This is a genomic window from Thalassospira sp. MIT1004 (genome assembly GCF_001858545.1).
Lineage (GTDB): Bacteria > Pseudomonadota > Alphaproteobacteria > Rhodospirillales > Thalassospiraceae > Thalassospira > Thalassospira xiamenensis.
This window is the reverse complement of the sequence record NZ_MCAO01000046.1, coordinates 103823-121951: the sequence shown is the minus strand read 5'-3', so window position 1 is coordinate 121951 and position 18129 is coordinate 103823. Positions and strand designations below refer to the sequence as shown.

Annotated in this window: 13 protein-coding genes; 5 read left to right on the top strand and 8 right to left on the bottom strand. The window is 56.0% G+C overall.

Annotated elements, in window-relative coordinates; genetic code table 11:
* Positions 1 to 15 precede the first annotated feature (15 nt).
* The 5 genes from BC440_RS20505 to BC440_RS20485 all read right to left on the bottom strand — a co-directional run bounded on the left by BC440_RS20505 (position 16) and on the right by BC440_RS20485 (position 7609).
* Positions 16 to 267, bottom strand: coding sequence for a hypothetical protein (locus tag BC440_RS20505; protein WP_007090275.1), 252 nt, complete (start codon positions 265 to 267; stop codon positions 16 to 18).
* 243 nt (positions 268 to 510) lie between these two features.
* Positions 511 to 1639, bottom strand: a protein-coding gene (gene prfB / locus BC440_RS20500) for a peptide chain release factor 2 (RefSeq protein ID WP_139192160.1) whose coding sequence is annotated in 2 segments (ribosomal slippage) — positions 511 to 1569 and positions 1571 to 1639 — 1128 coding nt in all. Because the reading frame shifts where the segments join, the coding sequence is not laid out codon by codon here.
* 171 nt (positions 1640 to 1810) lie between these two features.
* Positions 1811 to 3394, bottom strand: a complete 1584-nt coding sequence (locus tag BC440_RS20495) for an alkaline phosphatase D family protein (protein ID WP_071241193.1) — start codon at positions 3392 to 3394, stop codon at positions 1811 to 1813.
* 213 nt (positions 3395 to 3607) lie between these two features.
* The gene (locus tag BC440_RS20490; RefSeq protein WP_040059878.1) at positions 3608 to 6037 is read right to left on the bottom strand and encodes a penicillin-binding protein 1A; all 2430 of its coding nucleotides are present in this window, start codon (positions 6035 to 6037) and stop codon (positions 3608 to 3610) included.
* Positions 6038 to 6313: 276 nt separating this feature from the next.
* Complete coding sequence (locus BC440_RS20485; RefSeq protein ID WP_007090279.1) at positions 6314 to 7609, bottom strand: N-acetylmuramoyl-L-alanine amidase; 1296 nt, start codon at positions 7607 to 7609, stop codon at positions 6314 to 6316.
* Positions 7610 to 7788: 179 nt separating this feature from the next.
* Here BC440_RS20485 and BC440_RS20480 point away from each other — a divergent pair, with 179 nt between their 5' ends.
* Positions 7789 to 7968 (top strand): hypothetical protein, encoded by a 180-nt coding sequence (locus tag BC440_RS20480; protein ID WP_139192159.1) that lies wholly within the window; start codon positions 7789 to 7791, stop codon positions 7966 to 7968.
* A gap of 297 nt (positions 7969 to 8265) precedes the next feature.
* Entirely contained in the window at positions 8266 to 11277 is a 3012-nt protein-coding gene (locus BC440_RS20475) for a ribonuclease E/G (protein WP_071241191.1), read from the top strand.
* Between the two features lie 80 nt (positions 11278 to 11357).
* On the opposite strand, the gene BC440_RS20470 is transcribed toward BC440_RS20475, so the two are convergent.
* Together BC440_RS20470 and BC440_RS20465 are read right to left on the bottom strand one after the other, a co-directional pair.
* Positions 11358 to 12509, bottom strand: coding sequence for an aminotransferase class I/II-fold pyridoxal phosphate-dependent enzyme (locus BC440_RS20470; RefSeq protein ID WP_071241190.1), 1152 nt, complete (start codon positions 12507 to 12509; stop codon positions 11358 to 11360).
* Positions 12510 to 12584: 75 nt separating this feature from the next.
* On the bottom strand, positions 12585 to 13988 hold the full coding sequence (locus BC440_RS20465) for a gamma-glutamyltransferase (protein ID WP_071241189.1): 1404 nt from the start codon (positions 13986 to 13988) through the stop codon (positions 12585 to 12587).
* Between BC440_RS20465 and BC440_RS20460 the strand changes: the two genes are divergently transcribed.
* The 3 genes from BC440_RS20460 to BC440_RS20450 all read left to right on the top strand — a co-directional run bounded on the left by BC440_RS20460 (position 13975) and on the right by BC440_RS20450 (position 16856).
* Positions 13975 to 15321 carry a M48 family metalloprotease gene (locus BC440_RS20460; protein WP_071241188.1) on the top strand — a complete coding sequence of 449 codons (1347 nt, stop codon included), beginning with the start codon at positions 13975 to 13977 and terminating at the stop codon, positions 15319 to 15321. The genes BC440_RS20465 and BC440_RS20460 overlap by 14 nt on opposite strands.
* Positions 15318 to 16007 (top strand): hypothetical protein, encoded by a 690-nt coding sequence (locus BC440_RS20455; protein WP_071241187.1) that lies wholly within the window; start codon positions 15318 to 15320, stop codon positions 16005 to 16007. The genes BC440_RS20460 and BC440_RS20455 overlap by 4 nt, the downstream gene beginning before the upstream one ends.
* A gap of 87 nt (positions 16008 to 16094) precedes the next feature.
* Positions 16095 to 16856, top strand: a complete 762-nt coding sequence (locus BC440_RS20450; RefSeq protein ID WP_071241186.1) for a DsbA family protein — start codon at positions 16095 to 16097, stop codon at positions 16854 to 16856.
* 112 nt (positions 16857 to 16968) lie between these two features.
* On the opposite strand, the gene thiS is transcribed toward BC440_RS20450, so the two are convergent.
* On the bottom strand, positions 16969 to 17964 hold the full coding sequence (gene thiS / locus BC440_RS20445; protein WP_063095751.1) for a sulfur carrier protein ThiS: 996 nt from the start codon (positions 17962 to 17964) through the stop codon (positions 16969 to 16971).
* Between the last annotated feature and the right edge of the window lie 165 nt (positions 17965 to 18129).

Genomic DNA, 18129 nt, shown 5'->3' with positions numbered 1-18129 from the left:
GAACCGGATGGTTTCCTAACCACGCAGGATGCCATCATTGATGTCTTCGTAACGCTGATCGGCGGGAACAGGGCGATAGAAATCCGGGTCCAGCAAGGTCGTAACCGCGATAAGCGTCGGCGATTTTCGATCCCGAACCTTGGTGATCAGGGCATGATCAACCGGTCTCATTTCGCGGATTTTGATGACCTCGAAAATGGGACCATTCGGGGTGGCAAGTTTGAACTGGTCGCCAACAGCGACCTGGCCATGGGACTGACGCGGCATTTTTGGACTTCACCTGACTGATAGACGTTTACTCAAGATGCAAAACCCGCCGAGGCCCTATTTTTCAAAGACTTGGCCCTTTCGTTTTTCAACGGATTTTGCTTATCGGCAACACACTGCCACACATATCAGGCGAGACTATGACAGAAGCGGGATTTTTACGGGCAATCGACGACCCTTTTTGCATAAAAACACCCCGCCAGTTTCCTGTGCGGGGTGTTTTGTTTAGCAATCCGGTTCGGATCAATCGATGTCTTCGACTTCACCGGCAGAGCCGGTGACCTTGGCGGCCAGGGCGGCGGCCATGAAGGCATCAAGATCGCCGTTCAGAACGCCCTGGGTGTCGGATGTTTCGACACCGGTGCGCAGGTCCTTGATCATCTGATAGGGCTGCAACACGTAGGAGCGGATCTGATGGCCCCAGCCGATATCGGATTTGGTATCCTCAAGCGCCTGGGCTTCGGCTTCGCGTTTCTGAAGTTCGGCCTCGTACAGGCGGGCTTTGAGCATCTTCATCGCGGTATCGCGGTTTTTGTGCTGTGAACGGTCGTTCTGGCACTGGGCGACAATACCGGTCGGAATATGCGTGATACGCACCGCCGAGTCCGTTCTGTTAACGTGCTGACCACCGGCACCCGATGCGCGGTAGGTATCAATCCGAAGGTCCTTGTCCAGCACTTCGATATTGATGTCGTCATCAATCACCGGATAGACCCAACAGGACGAGAAGCTGGTATGGCGGCGCGCGGCACTGTCATAGGGCGAAATACGCACCAGACGGTGTACGCCGACCTCGTTTTTCAGCCAGCCATAGGCATTATGACCGGTGACTTTATAGGTCACAGATTTGATGCCGGCTTCCTCGCCATCGCTTTCTTCGAGCATTTCAAGCTTGTAGCCCTTGGACTCCGCCCAGCGCACATACATGCGGGCCAGCATGCTGGCCCAGTCCTGTGCCTCGGTCCCGCCGGCACCGGCGTGGATTTCGAGATAGGCGTCATTGGCATCCGCCTCGCCCGACAGCAGGCTTTCAAGTTCACGCTTGGCGGCGATTTCGCGAATATCGCGCAGGCCCTGCTCGGCCTCGGCAACGGTTTCGGCGTCACCTTCAGCTTCACCAAGTTCGATCAGACCGATATTGTCTTCGAGTTCCTGGGCAAGAGCCTTGTAACCATTGATGGCGTCGTCAAGCCGGGTGCGTTCCTGCATGACTTTCTGCGCGTTTTCCGGCTTGTCCCACAATGTGGGATCTTCGGCCAGCGCGTTCAGTTCGTCGAGGCGTCTAAGAGCGTTATCCCAGTCAAAGATGCCTCCTCAGCAGTGCCATCGACTGCTTGATTTCATCGACCAATGCCTGTGCTTCGGCGCGCATTGATGTCTCCGTTATTCATATGAAATTCTGTAAGGCCGCGAAGGATCGCAGCAACTTCGGCGGCGCTTATAGCAGTTTTTGCCCCGATTGAAACCCCCGCGGGGACGCGCAGCAGACATGGAAAAACCCGGCACATCAAATGCGCCGGGTTTAAAGGGGGTATTGCGTGGGTTAGCTGTAAACCGGATCAAGTGTCACGGTATAGAGTTCTTCGTCGGCCACATCACGAAGCGACACGCGGAACTGTTCGGTTTCGGCGTCGATATCGACAAGGCCAAAGAATTGCAGACCAAAGGATGGCGGCAGATTAACGCCCTGTTCCTCAGTTGGATGTTTGGTAAACATCACCTGCGGGCCGAATGTATTATCCATGTCATTCGGGCCAAACGTTCCGGCATGCAGCGGGCCGGAAACGAACTCCCAGAACGGATCGAAATCCTGGAACCGGGCCTTGTTCGGATCATAGTAATGGGCCGCTGTGTAATGCACATCCGCTGTCAGCCAGACGGTGTTGCGAATACGCGCCGATTTGATGAAACGCAGCAATTCAACAATTTCAAGTTCGCGCCCGGCCGGTGCACCATCACCATTGGCCAGATTTTCAAAGGTGCTTTTGTTTTTCCAGTCATCATAGACAATCATGCCAATTGGCATATCCGCAGCAATAACTTTCCAGGTTGCCTTGGAATTCAGCAGGCTGCGTTTAAGCCATTCGATCTGCTCCCGGCCAAGGAAGGTGGTCTTGTCATTGGGTTCCGGGCTGTTATTGGCATCGTTCGCAGCGCGGTAGGTGCGCATATCAAGGAAGAATATCTCAAGCGACGGACCATAGGACACCTTGCGATATACCCGCCCCGGTTCGGTTGCATGTTCGGTGATCGGCAGCATTTCACGAAATGCCCGGTTGGCGCGTGCGGCCAATAGGGATACCGATTTTTCGCTGTAACGATCATCCCCGGTCAGCATTTCACCGGGATACCAGTTGTTGGTCACTTCGTGGTCGTCCCACTGGTAATAGACCGGGATCAGGCGGTTAAATTCACGGACATTCTTATCAAGCATGTTGTATTTGTAATTACCGCGGAATTCGGCAAGGGTTTCGGCGACCTTGCCGGTATCCTCGGTCGTGATGTTTTTCCAGATATCGCCATCGGGCATTTTTGCCTGTTCGGCAAACGGGCCATCGGCATAGATGGTATCGCCGGAATGGATGAAGAAATCCGGGTTGTGTTTTGTGATCGTGGCATAGGTTTTCATGCCGCCGCGATCCTCGTCAATGCCCCAGCCCTGCCCGGCCGTATCGCCCGACCAGCCAAACCGGATATTGCGTTTTGCCGCCGGTGCGGTGCGGAAATGACCGATCACCGGTTCGGACGATGCCCGTCCATCATCAAGATTTTCGAAATGGATTTTATAAAACACGTCCTGCCCGGCCGGCAGATCATTCAGGGCAAGCTTGCCGGCAAAATCACGTTCCGGCAGAACATCGACATGCGGAATTCTGACGGATCGTGAAAAGTTTTCCGTTGTGGCGATTTCGGTAATCATCCGTGACGCACGATCCGCACGGCCCCAGATACAGGCGGAATTGGCGGTGACGTCACCACTTTGCACCCCATGGGTGATCATTGGACGATCCGCCGCACGCGAAATGGACGGCATGAAAAATCCACCCATCGCCGATGCCGCACCGGCCGTGGCGGTTACAGAGGCGGTTGTGGTCAGGAATTTTCGGCGGGAAAGACGAAAAGACATTGAAAGAACCCCTTCAAAATTTGAAGTAACACCTTGAAGAGTATGACAAATTCAAATGACAGGACCGTTGCGGCCTCTTGATGGTTTTATCAACATTTGATGACACTGGCGCGCGCAATACGACGTTTGCAGCCCCGCCTCGTTTTCAAATGAAAAAGACCGGATGCGATTGCATCCGGCCCCTTAAACATTCCCGCAAAAGCGCGGCAAAGATCAGTAAATACCACCCGGGCTTGAAACGCCGCCAGTATTGCCTTCGGCACCGACGCCGCTGTAACCGGCATCGCCGCCATCAATGACGTTGTCATTCGATGACGGAATGGTGCCGGGTTTGAAAGCTTCCCAGATCACATTCTGATCCCCCGGGCGGGCCGGAAGGCCGGAACGGGCTTCAACGCGCACCATGCGAATGCCCGGCGGTGTACGGAATGGCACGGCCTTTGTGCCCTTTAACGCATCGCCCATGAACTGTTTGAAGATCGGGGCCGCGGCACTTGCCCCCTGCTCCTGATCGCCAAGCGAGCGGTTATCGTCGAAGCCGACATAAACACCAACCGCAAGGTCGGGCGAAAAGCCGACAAACCATGCATCGCGGCTATCGTTCGTGGTGCCGGTTTTACCCGCCAGCGGATAACCGAGTTCGCGAATGCGACGACCGGTTCCGCGTTCAACCACACCTTCAAGCATCGATACCATCTGGAACGCGCTTGCCGGGTCGGTAAGCTGTTCACGGGTATCGGGCAGTTCAGGGGGCATCTGATTACGGAAATCGACATCCTGACATTCAGCACACTGGCGTTCGTCACGACGATAGATCACTTCACCGCGACGGTTCTGAATGCGGTCAATCAGGGTCGGGGTGATTTTCTTGCCGCCATTGACAAATTCCGCATAGGCCGCCGTCATGCGCATGACGGTGGTTTCCGCCGCACCAAGCGCCATAGAAAGAACCTGTGGCATATCATCGACAACACCGAAACGTTGCGCGTAATCGGCAACCTTGTCCATGCCGATGGTCTGGGCCAGACGTACCGTCATCAGGTTACGCGACAGTTCGATCCCCAGACGCATGGTCGAAGGACCATAGAACTTGCCGCTATAGTTGCCCGGCTTCCATTTACCAAGCCCAGGCCCCTGATCAATCACGAATGGTGCATCCAGCACCAGGGTCGACGGGGTAAAGCCCTGGTCAAGGGCGGCCAGGTAAACAAACGGTTTGAAGGCAGAACCGGGCTGACGACGGGCCTGGGTCGCGCGGTTGAATTTCGACATGTCATGCGAAAAACCGCCCGACATTGCCAAAACACGCCCGGTATGCGGGTCCATCGCGACAAGCGCCCCATTGACCGCAGGAATCTGGCGCAGGCCATAGGTATTGGGCGGCAGTTCTTCGCCATCAAGTTCCGCAAAATGCCTCACATAGATCACATCACCCGGCGACAGAACATCTGATGGGCTGTTGACCGCAGCACCAAGCTTCTGGCCTTCTTTCCAAGGACGCGCCCATGTCAGGAAGCGAAGCGGAATGCGGCCCTGCTTGCCCGACAGAAGGCCAAGGGTTGCTTCTTCGGCACTGACACGCAGAACAACGGCCTTATCCCATGGCAAATCATTGGGTGTTTCGACTTCGCGCAGTTTCTGCTGCCAGTCATCGGCCAGATCGATATTAGTGATCGGACCGCGCCAGCCATGACGACGGTCATATTCCACAAGCCCTTCGACCAGCGCCTGATCGGCAATGGTCTGCAGGCGCGGATCAACCGTCGAGCGGACCGACAGCCCGCCATCATAAAGCATGTTTTCGCCGTAACGGTCGACCAGCTGGCGGCGGACTTCCTCGGCGAAGAAATCAGCACGATAGGTATCGACAGACTGGCGTTCCTTGGCGATCAGCGGGCTTGCCCACGCGTTCTGGGCTTCGGCCTCGGTGATGAATTTTTCTTCGAGCATCCGGCCAATCACCCAGTTACGGCGCGCTTTGGCTTCGTCATGATTGCGGACCGGATGATAATTCGACGGTGCCTTTGGCAGGGCGGCAAGATAGGCCGCTTCCTCGATATTGATTTCATCAAGAGATTTATCGAAGTAACGCAAGGCGGCGGCGGCAACGCCATAGCTGCCATTGCCAAGGTAAATCTCGTTCAGATACAGTTCAAGGATATGTTCCTTGGAAAAGGCACGCTCGATCCGGAAGGAAAGGATTGCTTCCTTGACCTTGCGTTCATAGGAAACTTCGCTGGTCAGAAGGAAGTTTTTGGCAACCTGCTGGGTGATGGTCGATGCACCGACCGGACGCTTACCCGTGCCCATATTGACAACGTTGGTCACGGCTGCGCGCAGCACGGATGCGAAATCGATGCCCGGATGGCTGAAAAAGTTTTTATCCTCGGCCGCGACAAACGCGTCGACAACAACATGCGGGATCGAGGTGATCGGCACGAAAACGCGTTTTTCACGCGCATATTCGGCGATCAATGCCCCGTCACTGGCATGGACGCGTGTCATGACTTCGGGTTCGTAGTTTTCAAGCTGGGTGTAATCGGGCAGGTCCTGACCGAAATGCCAGAAGATCGCCAGAACGCCAATCCCGCCAGCAATTGCCATCAGGAAAAGCACACCGAAAATACTTAGTAAAATACGCATAAACAGGTCTTTATCATTTTGCTGTTTTGGCCTGATCCGGTTTGGCGCGCACCAAAGCGCACATTTCGGAGAATTGCAATCAGCCTTATCATAGCGGCAAAAAAGTGACGGCGTTGTGACACTGCGCACGGCCACCGTATTTTCTGTTCCGACCGGGCAAAGATTATAGCCCTACCGCCCCATCAAAGCGAGAGCCGGAAATTCCATTGCACGTAAAAGTTATGCAAATTGCCAATATGCTTTTCGAAATCCGGGGACGAAGCCGTTGAACCCGACCTAGAATTTATGTTTTTCGAAATAGATATCGATGGCGCGCAGTATAGCTTCGGCGACCTTGCGACGATGTGCCGGGCTTTGCAACAGCTTGGCATCCGTCGCGTTCGATAAATAGCCCATTTCAAACAGGGCTGAGGGGATATCAGGAGCCTTGAGCACAGCAAAGCCCGCGAACCGATGGGTCCGGCGTTGCAGTTCGATGCTTTTGCCCAGTTCGGTGACCATATTGGCCGCAAGGGTCGCCGACAGGTTCATGGTTTCGCGCTGTGCCAGATCGATCAGGATGCTTTGCACCAGCGAGTTTTCTTCCGATAGGTCAATACCGGCAATCACGTCGGCCTTGTTTTCCTTTGACGCCAGTGCGGCGGCTTCTTTGTCCGACGCGTTTTCAGACAGGGTATAGACCGATGCACCGCGATGCTTGGAATTGCCAATCGAGTCTGCGTGCAGCGAAATAAACAGATCGGCCCCGTTTTTACGCGCGATTTCGGTTCGCTGGCGCAATTTCAGGAACACGTCCTTGTCGCGTGTCAGAAGCACACGATACCGACCGGAATCGGTCAGAACCTTTTCAACTTCGCGGGCGGCGGCAAGCGTCAGGTCCTTTTCATAGACCCCGCCAACCCCGATTGCGCCGGGATCAACCCCGCCGTGACCCGCATCAATCGCAATCAGCGGCTTTTCCGAACCACCACGACCGGACTCAACCGCGACATCGGCACTTTGTTCGGTGGCACTGGTGTCGTTGCGGCTGCGTGCGGAATAGGCGACCATGCTTTCGCGTGATGCCGCCATAAAGGCATCACGCTTGGCGGGCGACAAATCAACGACAAGACGATGGGGCTTGCCATCGGATGCAGGCAGCGTGAAGATTTTTGAAACAAGTGCCGGTTCGGCAACGTCAAGAACCACACGGAAGGTGCCCGGTTTGAACAGGCCGTAACGCAATCCCGAAATCAGGCCGCCGCCCGATGTTACCTTACCCGGGGGGGCGGTCCATTCGATTTCGGGCATGTCGATGATGACGCGATATGGATCGGGCAGCAGAAAATAGCTGAACTCGACACTGCGGTCGAGATCAATGACAAAGCGGGTATAGTCGGGATAAACGCCAAGGCGCGCGCCAAGAACCTTGGTTTCCTGCGCATTTGCCGTGGCAGAACCGCCGACACAGATCATCATCGCCAGAAAAAGCGACAAACAGAGTGCAGCAACAATCCGGGCCGGTTTTTGCCCGACCAAGAACAGCGTTTCTGCCGTCGCATTCACCTGCGAACCCGTTTGAACTGATACCATCGTCCTGCTGCGTTTATCCTGAGAATGCGGAGTAGTTTTAGACTGGTTGTCTGCGTTTATAACAATGCGTTGGTTAACGGGCAATTGACTGCCCGCGAAACACGCGACGCGCACAACATTCTTCGTTTCGATGTCCATTACATTAATGTAAACGGTAAAAACATTGCAGGATCATGGATTTGGCAGAAGGCATCCGTGATTGGCGCAATCAGGCGAAAAACTTCGCGATTTTGAATTCAACCACAACAAAGTCATCGGACAACGTAACAAAACTGTTTGTCGCGGGACTTCAAAAGGGATATGTTGCACCCGAGATTCCTATGCCTTGCGGTGTGAACCTTATTAATCCGCCAGGCTGAGGACGCGACGAGGCCAGTTCTCGGGTCGGTGTCTCGGTGACGCGGCAATTCCCGCTCCCGATAGAGCCCTCCCATTCAAGGCTGTCTTGGCGCGCTCGAGATTACGCAACCAATTTTTGTTTCAACACCAAAACCAGGTCCGAACCGGAAGAGCAGCCGAAACGCGATGAACCAGATATATACAGGACATATCGCGACCTTTATGGACGGCGCCTCCGGATACGCCGGTTTATTTGCATACCAGCGCAACATCGCTTTACGCAGGAAACTGGCGGGACCTTTAGGAACAGGTTCCGAATGGTCAAACGCATGCTCATCGATGCAACGCACACGGAAGAAAGCCGTGTCGTTGTTATTAATGGAAATCGCCTAGAAGAATACGACGTCGAAACTTCGACCAAGAAGCAGATAAAAGGAAATATCTATCTCGCGAAAGTGACGCGTGTAGAACCGTCCCTGCAGGCGGCCTTCGTCGATTACGGCGGAAACCGCCATGGTTTCCTCGCCTTTAGCGAAATTCATTCCGACTATTACCAGATCCCGGTCGCAGATCGCGAAGCCCTTTCGCGTAGTCATAGTGACGTCAAGGATGCCGACATCGTCGAAGACAATATCGGCGACGCATCCGAGGGTAACGATACCCCGAAAAAAGAAAAGAAACCGGCCCGCACCCGCAATCGCCGCAAACCGCGTGCGAAAGCATCGGACGAAACCGCGGCTGAAACCGATGCAGAAGCACCGGCAACCGACGAAAACGCCGATAGTGCGGAAACTGTTGCGGCCGACGCCCCGCAGGAAAATGACGCTGCGGCAAGTGATGATGCGAACGATGAGGACGCAAAACCGCGCCGTCGTCGCCCCCGCAACCGTCGCAAGAAATCCGACGAGGTCGAGGCATCTGGTGATGGCACCGCCGACGCATCGTCGAACGATGGTGATGATACCGATGGTTCGGGCGGCGGAAATGCTGCCATGTCAGCAGAAATTGCCGAACTGACCGTCGATATCGAAACCGAGCCGGCCGGTGCCGCCGAAGAAGAAGACATCGATGATCTGGGCGGCGATGACGGGGATGAATTCTCCGACAGCCATCGCCCGCAGATGCAGAAGCGCTACAAGATTCAGGAAGTGATCAAGCGCCGCCAGATCCTGCTTGTGCAGGTGGTCAAGGAAGAACGCGGTAACAAGGGTGCTGCGCTTTCGACATTCCTGTCGCTGGCGGGTCGTTATTGCGTTCTGATGCCAAATACCCCGCGCGGTGGCGGCATTTCGCGCAAGATCACCAATGCACAGGATCGCAAGCGCCTTAAATCCATTCTGGCCGAACTGGAAATTCCGGATGGCATGGCCGTTATCGTGCGTACCGCAGGTTCGGAACGCACCAAGGCCGAAATTAAACGCGACTTCGATTATCTGATGCGTTTGTGGGATCGTATTCGCGAAACCACCCTTCAGAGCCAGGCACCGTGCCTGATTTATGAAGAAGCCGATCTGATCAAACGGTCCATCCGTGACCTTTATGCACGCGATGTTGATGAAGTTCTGGTCGAAGGTGACGAAGGTTACCGGATCGCCAAAGACTTCATGAAGATGCTGATGCCGTCACATGCGAAGCGTGTGCAGCCCTACAAGGATCAGGGTGTTCCGCTGTTCCACCGCTTCCAGGTGGAAAGCCAGCTTGATGCGATGCTCAATCCGGTCGTGCAGCTGAAATCGGGTGGCTATATCGTCATCAACCCGACCGAGGCACTGGTCGCGATTGACGTGAACTCGGGCCGTTCGACCCGTGAACGCAACATCGAAGAAACCGCATACAAGACCAACCTTGAAGCCGCCGAAGAACTCGCACGCCAGCTGCGCCTGCGCGATCTGGCCGGTTTGATTGTGGTCGATTTCATCGACATGGAAGACCACCGCAACCAGGGGGCGGTTGAACGCAAGCTTAAAGAAGCCATGCGCAATGACCGGGCCCGCCTGCAGATCGGCCGTATCAGCCCGTTCGGCTTGCTTGAAATGTCGCGCCAGCGCCTGCGCCCGTCGCTTGTTGAAAGCGCGTTCGAGGTTTGCGCACATTGTCGCGGTGTCGGCCTTGTACGTTCAATCGAAAGTGCCGCCCTTCATCTGCTGCGTGTGCTTGAAGAAGAAGGCATGCGTCGTCGTTCCGGTGCGCTTACCGTTCATGTTGCAAGCGAAGTCGCGCTTTATATCCTGAACCGCAAACGTGACACGCTGGCCGAAATCGAACAGCGTTACGGCTTCACCGTGATGATCTTTGGTGATGACAGCCTGATTTCGCCAGATCACCGGATTGAACGGTCACGTGCGAAAAAAGGTGACGAAGAAGAAGCCCTGCCGGTTCTGAACACCGACAGCGTATCTTTGACCGCGATTGAAAGCCCGGTTGAACCGGACGAAGACGAAGAAGAAGAAGACGTTGCAGAGGCACGTGATACCCGTGATCAGCGCGACGACGATGATCAGGGCAACAAACGTCGCCGTCGCCGTCGCCGCCGTCGTGGCCGCAATGATGAACGTGATGACCGTGATGATCAGAACCAAGCCGATGATGCATCAGATGATGCGGCCGGTTCGTCGGATCGCGGTGATCAGGACGATAACGAAGATGACGACGACGACGAAGCACAGCGCAAACGCCGCCGTCGCGGCAAGCGTGGTGGACGCCGTCGTTCACGCCGTCAGGAATTTGAAAACGCGCCGCGTGTCAAATCGCCTGCCGATGATGCACAGGCAACTGCCCTTCGCCGGGATCGTGATCACAGCGCACCGGAAGGTCAGGTCGAGGATCAGGTTGTTGATGCCGACAGCGAAGGTCAGGATGCCGACAGCTTCGATCAGGAAGGTGTCCGTGTCGGCCGTGAGCGCAGCGCAACCGCCCCGGCCCCGGCACGGCCGCGTCGCGAACGTCGTGATCGCAATGACAATCGCCGCAACAGGCGGGATCGCAATGACCGGGGTGATGTGAAAAACATCCCGATCCAGAGCGGCCCTGCCCCCGAGACTGCGGAAGAAATCGCCAAGGAAACCGTTTCGGCACCAGCACAGAGCCCAGCCGAAACACCCGTAGAAAGCCCAGCGGAAATCGTGGCGGAAAAACCGGCAAGCCCGGCCCCTGCCCCCGCAGCAGCACCGGCAGCGGAGCAATCCGAACCGAAGGCAGAGCCGAAAAAACCGGCACCAAAAGCCGAAAAAGCACCGGAACCGGTGGCGAGTGAACCCGCTTCTGCCGAACCGGCAAAAGATGAAAAACCCAAGTCGAAGAAACGCGGCTGGTGGAGCCTTGGTCGTTAAGATCAGGACCCGATAAAACCCAAAAGGGCTGCCGAACATTCGGCAGCCCTTTTCGTTGCGGTCTGTTTGAGATCAGGGGCTTATCGCTGCCAGTTCTTCAATGCCTTTACCGCACCCAGCATGGTCGCCTCGCTATGTGCAAATGAGAATCGGACATAGTGTTTGCCGCGAAGCCGATCAAAATCAGTGCCCGGCGTGGTGGCAACACCGGTTTCGTCAAGCATGCGGCGACAGAATGCCTCGCTATCATCCGTCAGATCGCGGACATCGGCATAGAGATAGAATGCACCATCCGCCGGGGCGAAGTTGCCAAATCCGGCTTTGGGCAGTTCATTGAGCAGGATTTCACGATTGCGGGCATAGGCCGCGACATTGGCCTGCAATTCGTCCTCGCAATCAAATGCGGCGACGGCGGCGATCTGTGATAATGCCGGGGCCGAAATAAACAGGTTCTGTTGCAGGCATTCAACCGCGCGCATCAGATCAGGCGGCACCACCGCCCAGCCCAGACGCCAGCCGGTCATCGAGAAATATTTCGAGAAGCTGTTGATGATGATCGCATCATCGCCGAATTCAAGTGCGGTGCATTCGCGGACATCGCCAAACGAAATGCCCTGATAAATCTCGTCACTGATCAGGCGAATACCGTTTTCCCGGCAATAGGTCGCCAGTTCGCGGTAAGTTTCAACATCAATCATGCTGCCCGCCGGGTTGGACGGGCTTGCAACAATCAGACCGTCAATCGGGGCTTCGAGGTCACGCAGCATGGCCACGGTTGGCTGATAATGGCTTTCGGGGCCAGCAGGCAGATTGACGGTTTCAATGCCGAGTGCAGTCAGGATGTTGTGATAGGCCGGATAGCCTGGTGCCGCCATCGCCACCCGATCCCCGGCATCAAAGGCCGCCAGAAACGCCAGCACGAAGATCGAGGAAGAACCGCTGGCGACACAGATGCGTGACGGATCAACCGATGCGTTGAATTTACGCTGATAATGCCCGGCGATGGCTTCGCGCAGGGGATCAATCCCCATGGCATTGGTATAACCGATCAGATCGTTATCAAGGGCGCGGGCCGCGGCCTCGCGGACCTTGCGTGGGGCCGGTGTGCCCGGCTGCCCGACTTCAAGGTGATAGACAGCCTTGCCGTCGCGTTCGCGCGCGTTGGCGGCACGCATGACATCCATAACAATAAACGGCGAAATGGCACCGCGGCGCGATTGTTTCAAAGCCATTTGTGGGGTCCTGCTTTGTATCGTGAAAATCGGGGCAGGAAATCCTGCCCCGATGAAATGTCTGTAAAGGGTGGCTTACTGGGTGCCCGCCATACCGCCGCCCGCAGGATCGGCAATGAACTGGCAGCTTTCAGGATGCGGCGGCACCCCTTCAAGGCAACGCACGATATTGACCGCCGGTTTGCCCGCCGAATTCATCGGGACATTGGCAGCCGCCCCCTTTTCGATCAGGTCTTCGGCCATGGTGGCAATCTGTTTGGTGGCAGCAGCCGGAGTCCCGGTGCCAGCGATCCCATAGTAATATTCCCAGACAAACGGGTTGACCATAAGTGCCGGGCCCATCAGCGGGGTCTGGGCATAACCCGCATCCCCGGCGGCAAGGTTAAGGCCGAACGCATCGGCACCAAGCCCCGCACCAAACTGTTTGTTCATCGTGGTCATGCAGGCAACCGCATTGGCCTTGCGGTCCAGCACGACAAAGCCGCTGCGCCCGGTATTGGCTTGAATGTTGCTGTCAGCAGCTTCGATATCGGCCAGATAGCGGTTCAGGATCGCGCCAAGTTCCGTTTCCGCGTCAATAACCGAACGCCCGTTATCGGAACGCGGCGGATAGGCAAGATAAAGCGTTTCGTTGCCAACCTTGACCTCGGTCGCGGTTTTCCATTGCGGTTTGTAGGAACGCATGTCTTCGGCCGTCAGCGTGCCACCGGCATTCTGAACCGCGGTTGCGATCTGGGCGCCAAGGGCACCGTTATAAAACTCGCCCGGTCCCTTGACCCGAAGAGAGGTCAGAAGTGCGCCAAGATTGACGGAACGAATCCGGTCACCGACCTGTAATGTTTTGCCATCTGGCATGAAAACATCGCGCAGGATCGGACTTGCTTCGATCCGGTCGCGATTGGCTTCGATATCATCAACCATCGAACGCGATACCGGCACACCAAGGCGGGCATACTGTTCGGCGGCCGAAAGAAGCTGCGGCCATTGCAGACGACCATAACGCGCACTAAGTGCGTAAAGGCCGCGCGGGACACCCGGAACGGTCGTTGCGACCTGGCCATCTGCGGTGCGAGTCCCCGGACGTGGCCAGAAATCAAGGACTTCGACCTTCTTCGATTCCCGATCATGGACAACGCAAACCCCGCCACCACCGATACCGGCAACCGATGATTTGGTCACCGTCATGGTGGCATAAAGCGCAACAGCCGCATCGGCCGCCGTGCCGCCAGCCGAAAGAACATCGCGCGCAATACGGACCGCACGGGGTTCGTCGGCAACCACGCCACCAAGGAAACCACTGACGGCCCCGATTTGGCCAAGATTATCAGTATTATCAGTACCGCAGGCAGCAAGACCGGCAGTCATTGCGATTGCCGCCATGATCCGCCATGATGGCTTGCGCGTCGGGAACCTGTCCGCACGGGTCGGGTCGACATAAGATGAACGAGAACACGGAACGCACATTTTGCTCAGACGCATTATTACTCTCACTGCCATTTTCCTTGTTGCCCTGCCCAGCACAGTTTTTGCGCAGGGTCGTTCTTTTATCCGGGATACCGAGATTGAGGAAACCCTTCATCTCTATGCGACCCCGATATTCAAGGCTGCCGGGCTCGATCCGCGCGGCGTTACTGTCTATATCGTCTCAGATCCCAGCCTGAACGCATTCGTTGCAGGTGGCCAAAAGCTTTTTATCAATACTGGCCTCTTGTTGAAAGCCCAGACTCCCGAACAGGTTATGGGCGTGATGGCCCACGAGACCGGCCACATTGCGGGCGGGCATCTTTCACGTGTTCATGATCAGCTTCGAAATGCATCTGCTGTGTCGATTCTGTCAACCATCGTTGGGGTTGCTGCCGGTGTTGCTGCCGGACGTGCCGATGTGGGTACGGCAGCCGTGCTTGGCGGCCAGAACGTGGCGGAACGCAATTTTCTGGCCTATTCGCGAACACAGGAAAGCAGTGCCGATCAGGCCGGCGTCAAATTCCTGAGCGAAGCAGGCATATCATCGCGCGGCCTGATGGAATTCATGGAAACGCTTGAAGGTCAGGAATTGCTGAGCACCGCGCGTCAGGACCCGTATCTGCGCAGTCACCCGTTGACGACCGAACGTGTTGATTTCCTTGAAAACTATACCGCGAATTCACCGTTAAAAGACGCCAAGGTCGATCCGGTTCTGTATGAACGTCATGATCGTATGCGCGCCAAGCTGTATGCGTTTACCAACCATATCCAGCATACTTTGCGCACCTATCCCGAGTCCGATACCAGCGTTTCGGGGCGCTATGCGCGCGCCATCGCCTATTACCGGGACTCGCAAATCGAACCGGCGATGAAACTGATTGACGGGCTGATCGCCGAAGAACCCGAAAATCCGTATTTCGAAGAGCTTAAGGGTCAGGTCCTGCTGGAATTCGGCAAGGCCAAGGAAGCCACCGATCCGCTGCGCAAATCCGTCGAATTGTCCAATGGTGCCCCTTTGATCCGCCTTCTGCTGGCGCATGCCCTGATTGAAAGCGGCGATGATGCGGTTCTGGGCGAAGCCAAGGAAAACCTTCTGGGGGTTCTTTCGGTGGAACGAGGCAATGCATCGGCATGGCGTTTCCGGGCGATCATTGAAAACCGTCTTGGCAATGAAGGCGAAGCATCGCTGTCGCAGGCGGAATACAGCCTTTTGACCGGGGACCGGGAAGCGGCAAAATATCATGCGGTGCAAGCCGACCGGAAACTTGAAAAAGGCACCGCGACCTGGCAGCGCGCACAGGACATCATCCGGGCGACCGATCCGGAAGGCAAGGACAAGCCCAATTGATATCGGTTCTGTCGCCGCGGGCGGGCGTCATTTCGATGATGTCGCGCCGTCTGGGCGTTGCTTTTATGGCGGTTTACGTCCTGGCCGGATGCAGCCTGCCCGATGCCGGGGTCAGCGTCGAGGGAGACCTGAAGCTTCTTTACGGCCCCTTCTCGCTTGGCAATCCGCCGCGCTACTGGCATTACGCCGACCGCCCGGCAAAGCTTGATCAGGGTGAACAGTCAAAGGCCAACAGCCTTTACTGGGACGATATTGATGGGCGCATCGCCCTTGCCATGCGCCCGGCCATTGCCCCGTTTGAACTTGGCCGTCGAACCAATATTTCGGTTCTTGCATCCCCCTATCTGTCTTTTGACTGGTTGATGAACGCATCCGCCCTGCCCGGCGATACCGAGCTTGTGCTTGGTTTCCGGTCGCAGTCACAAGGGGATTGGGGCGAAAGTGATCTGGGGGTTGGCAAACCGCCGATTGATCACGTAATCCGCCTGCCGATCGGGGGCGATATTTCGGGCACTGTCGGCTGGCAGCGGGATTATTTCGATCTTTCGACCCTGCATCGACGATACTGGCCCGACACAGACACTGTCGATGTTCGTCTGGTATGGATCGGCGTCGCATCGTCACATGATCAGCGCCCCGATGTGGCCGGTGTCACATATCTCTCGCATATTTTACTTTCCCGTTAGGGTGCCCGTCTCGTATCAATGATTTAAAGAAATCAGGTCCTGCGCGATGTCAGAAACATCCGGGACGAAGACAACAGAGGATTTTCGATGAATTCGCTTATGATCAAACGCCTTCTGGGCGGTGCCGCCATTATGCTTTCTCTGGGTTTTGCCATGGGGGGCCCGGCACAGGCAGCAGACCTTAGCGACGCGCAGAAGGCCGAGATCGAAGGCGTGATCGAGCAGTATCTGATGGAAAACCCGGATGTTCTGCTGCGCGCCATCCAGAATGTTCAGGTCTGGCAGACAACCGAACAGGCCCGTCAGCAGGCCGAAGCCATTCAGCCGGTCTGGGATGCGCTGGTGGCTGACAGCTCCGTGCCATCGGTTGGCCCGCTTGATGCACCGGTTACCGTGATCGAATTTTTTGATTATCACTGCGGTTATTGCAAACGCGCCTTTGACGGTGTGAAGGAACTTGCGGAAAATTCCGACGGCAAAATCCGCACCATGTTTGTTGAATTCCCGATCCTGCGCGAAGAAAGTGCCATTGCGGCACGTGCCGCACTGGCCGCTGCCAAGCAGGGCAAATACATGGAAATCCACGCGGCCTTCATGGAAAGCCGTGGTGTGCTTGACGAAGCACAGATCAATAAGCTGGCCGAAGATGCCGGTGTTGACGTTGATCAGATGCGCAAGGACATGCAGTCGCCGGAAATCAACGGCATGTTGCAGCAATATTCCGCCATGGCGCGCAGCATCGGGGTTAATGGCACCCCCGCCTTCCTGATCAATGGTCAGATGGTGTCGGGGGCGGATATGGAACGGGTCAATGCGCTGGTCAAAGCCGGACTTGAAGAAGCGTCCTGATTTTTAAATCACCTGCGACTACGGATGCAGTCAATCCGTTTCGCAGCCTTAATAAAACAAAAGCCCCCGTTTCGGTATCGAAACGGGGGCTTTTTATCGGGCGTTTGCGCGATCAGATCAAACCAGCCAGCGGCGAGGACGGATCGGCATATTTTTTCTTGGGCATACGACCGGCAAGGAAAGATTCCCGACCAGCGATGATTGCGTGTTTCATGGCGCGCGCCATACGGATCGGGTCCTTGGCACCGGCAATCGCGGTATTCATCAGAACACCGTCACAGCCCAGTTCCATGGCAAATGCCGCATCGGACGCGGTACCGACACCGGCATCGACGATCACGGGCACCTTGGCGTTTTCCTTGATGAGTGCGATATTGACCGGGTTCAGAATCCCCATGCCCGATCCGATCAGGGAGCCCAGCGGCATGATCGCGACACAGCCCATATCTTCAAGCATCTTGGCCTGAATGGGATCGTCGCTGCAATAAACCATCACGTCGAAACCGTCCTTGATCAGGGCTTCGGCCGCCTTGAGGGTTTCGGGCATGTTGGGATACAGCGTTTTCTGATCGCCCAGAACTTCAAGCTTCACCAAGTTCCAGCCGCCGGCTTCGCGGGCCAGACGCAGGGTGCGAACCGAATCATCGGCCGTAAAGCAACCCGCCGTATTGGGCAGATAAACGTATTTTTTCGGATCGACATAATCGACCAGCATTGGCTGCGACGGGTCGGTCAGGTTGACGCGACGCACCGCAACCGTGACCATTTCGGCACCCGAGGCATCAATCGCGATGCGGGTTTCTTCGAAATCCTTGTATTTGCCGGTACCGACGATCAGACGCGATTTGAATTTGTGACCGGCAACAACAAAGCCCGCGTCATCGGCCGATGCAAGATCGGCATCCGATGAACCGCCACCAATGAAATGAACGATTTCAAGTTTATCGCCATCAGCAAGGGCGGTATCGCCATAGGCCGTTTTCGGCACGATTTCGAGATTGCGTTCCACCGCGACCTTGGTCGCCGTGATCCCGAGTTCGCCGAGAAGATCGGCAACGGTTGCTGCGGTATCGATGGTGCGGTCTTCACCGTTGATGGTCAGGCGCATCTGTTCGTCTTGTCCTTGTGGTATCAAAATATTCATCTATTGGCGCGCAGTATGCGCAGCTGCCGGGCGAGAGGCAAGCTGTGATCGGCGGATTCTGCCATGCGGGGCACACAAAGCTGTGCCGATGGCGATGATGCAGGCATGATCTTGCGGCTACAGTCATAG

Excerpts from the sequence above, each read along its gene's own strand:
- BC440_RS20505 (WP_007090275.1), bottom strand. The coding sequence starts at position 267 with ATGCCGCGTCAGTCCCATGGCCAGGTCGCTGTTGGCGACCAGTTCAAA.
- BC440_RS20495 (WP_071241193.1), bottom strand. The coding sequence starts at position 3,394 with ATGTCTTTTCGTCTTTCCCGCCGAAAATTCCTGACCACAACCGCCTCT.
- BC440_RS20490 (WP_040059878.1), bottom strand. The coding sequence starts at position 6,037 with ATGCGTATTTTACTAAGTATTTTCGGTGTGCTTTTCCTGATGGCAATT.
- BC440_RS20485 (WP_007090279.1), bottom strand. The coding sequence starts at position 7,609 with ATGGTATCAGTTCAAACGGGTTCGCAGGTGAATGCGACGGCAGAAACG.
- BC440_RS20475 (WP_071241191.1), top strand. The coding sequence starts at position 8,266 with ATGGTCAAACGCATGCTCATCGATGCAACGCACACGGAAGAAAGCCGT.
- BC440_RS20470 (WP_071241190.1), bottom strand. The coding sequence starts at position 12,509 with ATGGCTTTGAAACAATCGCGCCGCGGTGCCATTTCGCCGTTTATTGTT.
- BC440_RS20465 (WP_071241189.1), bottom strand. The coding sequence starts at position 13,988 with ATGCGTCTGAGCAAAATGTGCGTTCCGTGTTCTCGTTCATCTTATGTC.
- BC440_RS20450 (WP_071241186.1), top strand. The coding sequence starts at position 16,095 with ATGAATTCGCTTATGATCAAACGCCTTCTGGGCGGTGCCGCCATTATG.
- thiS (WP_063095751.1), bottom strand. The coding sequence starts at position 17,964 with ATGCGCCTGACCATCAACGGTGAAGACCGCACCATCGATACCGCAGCA.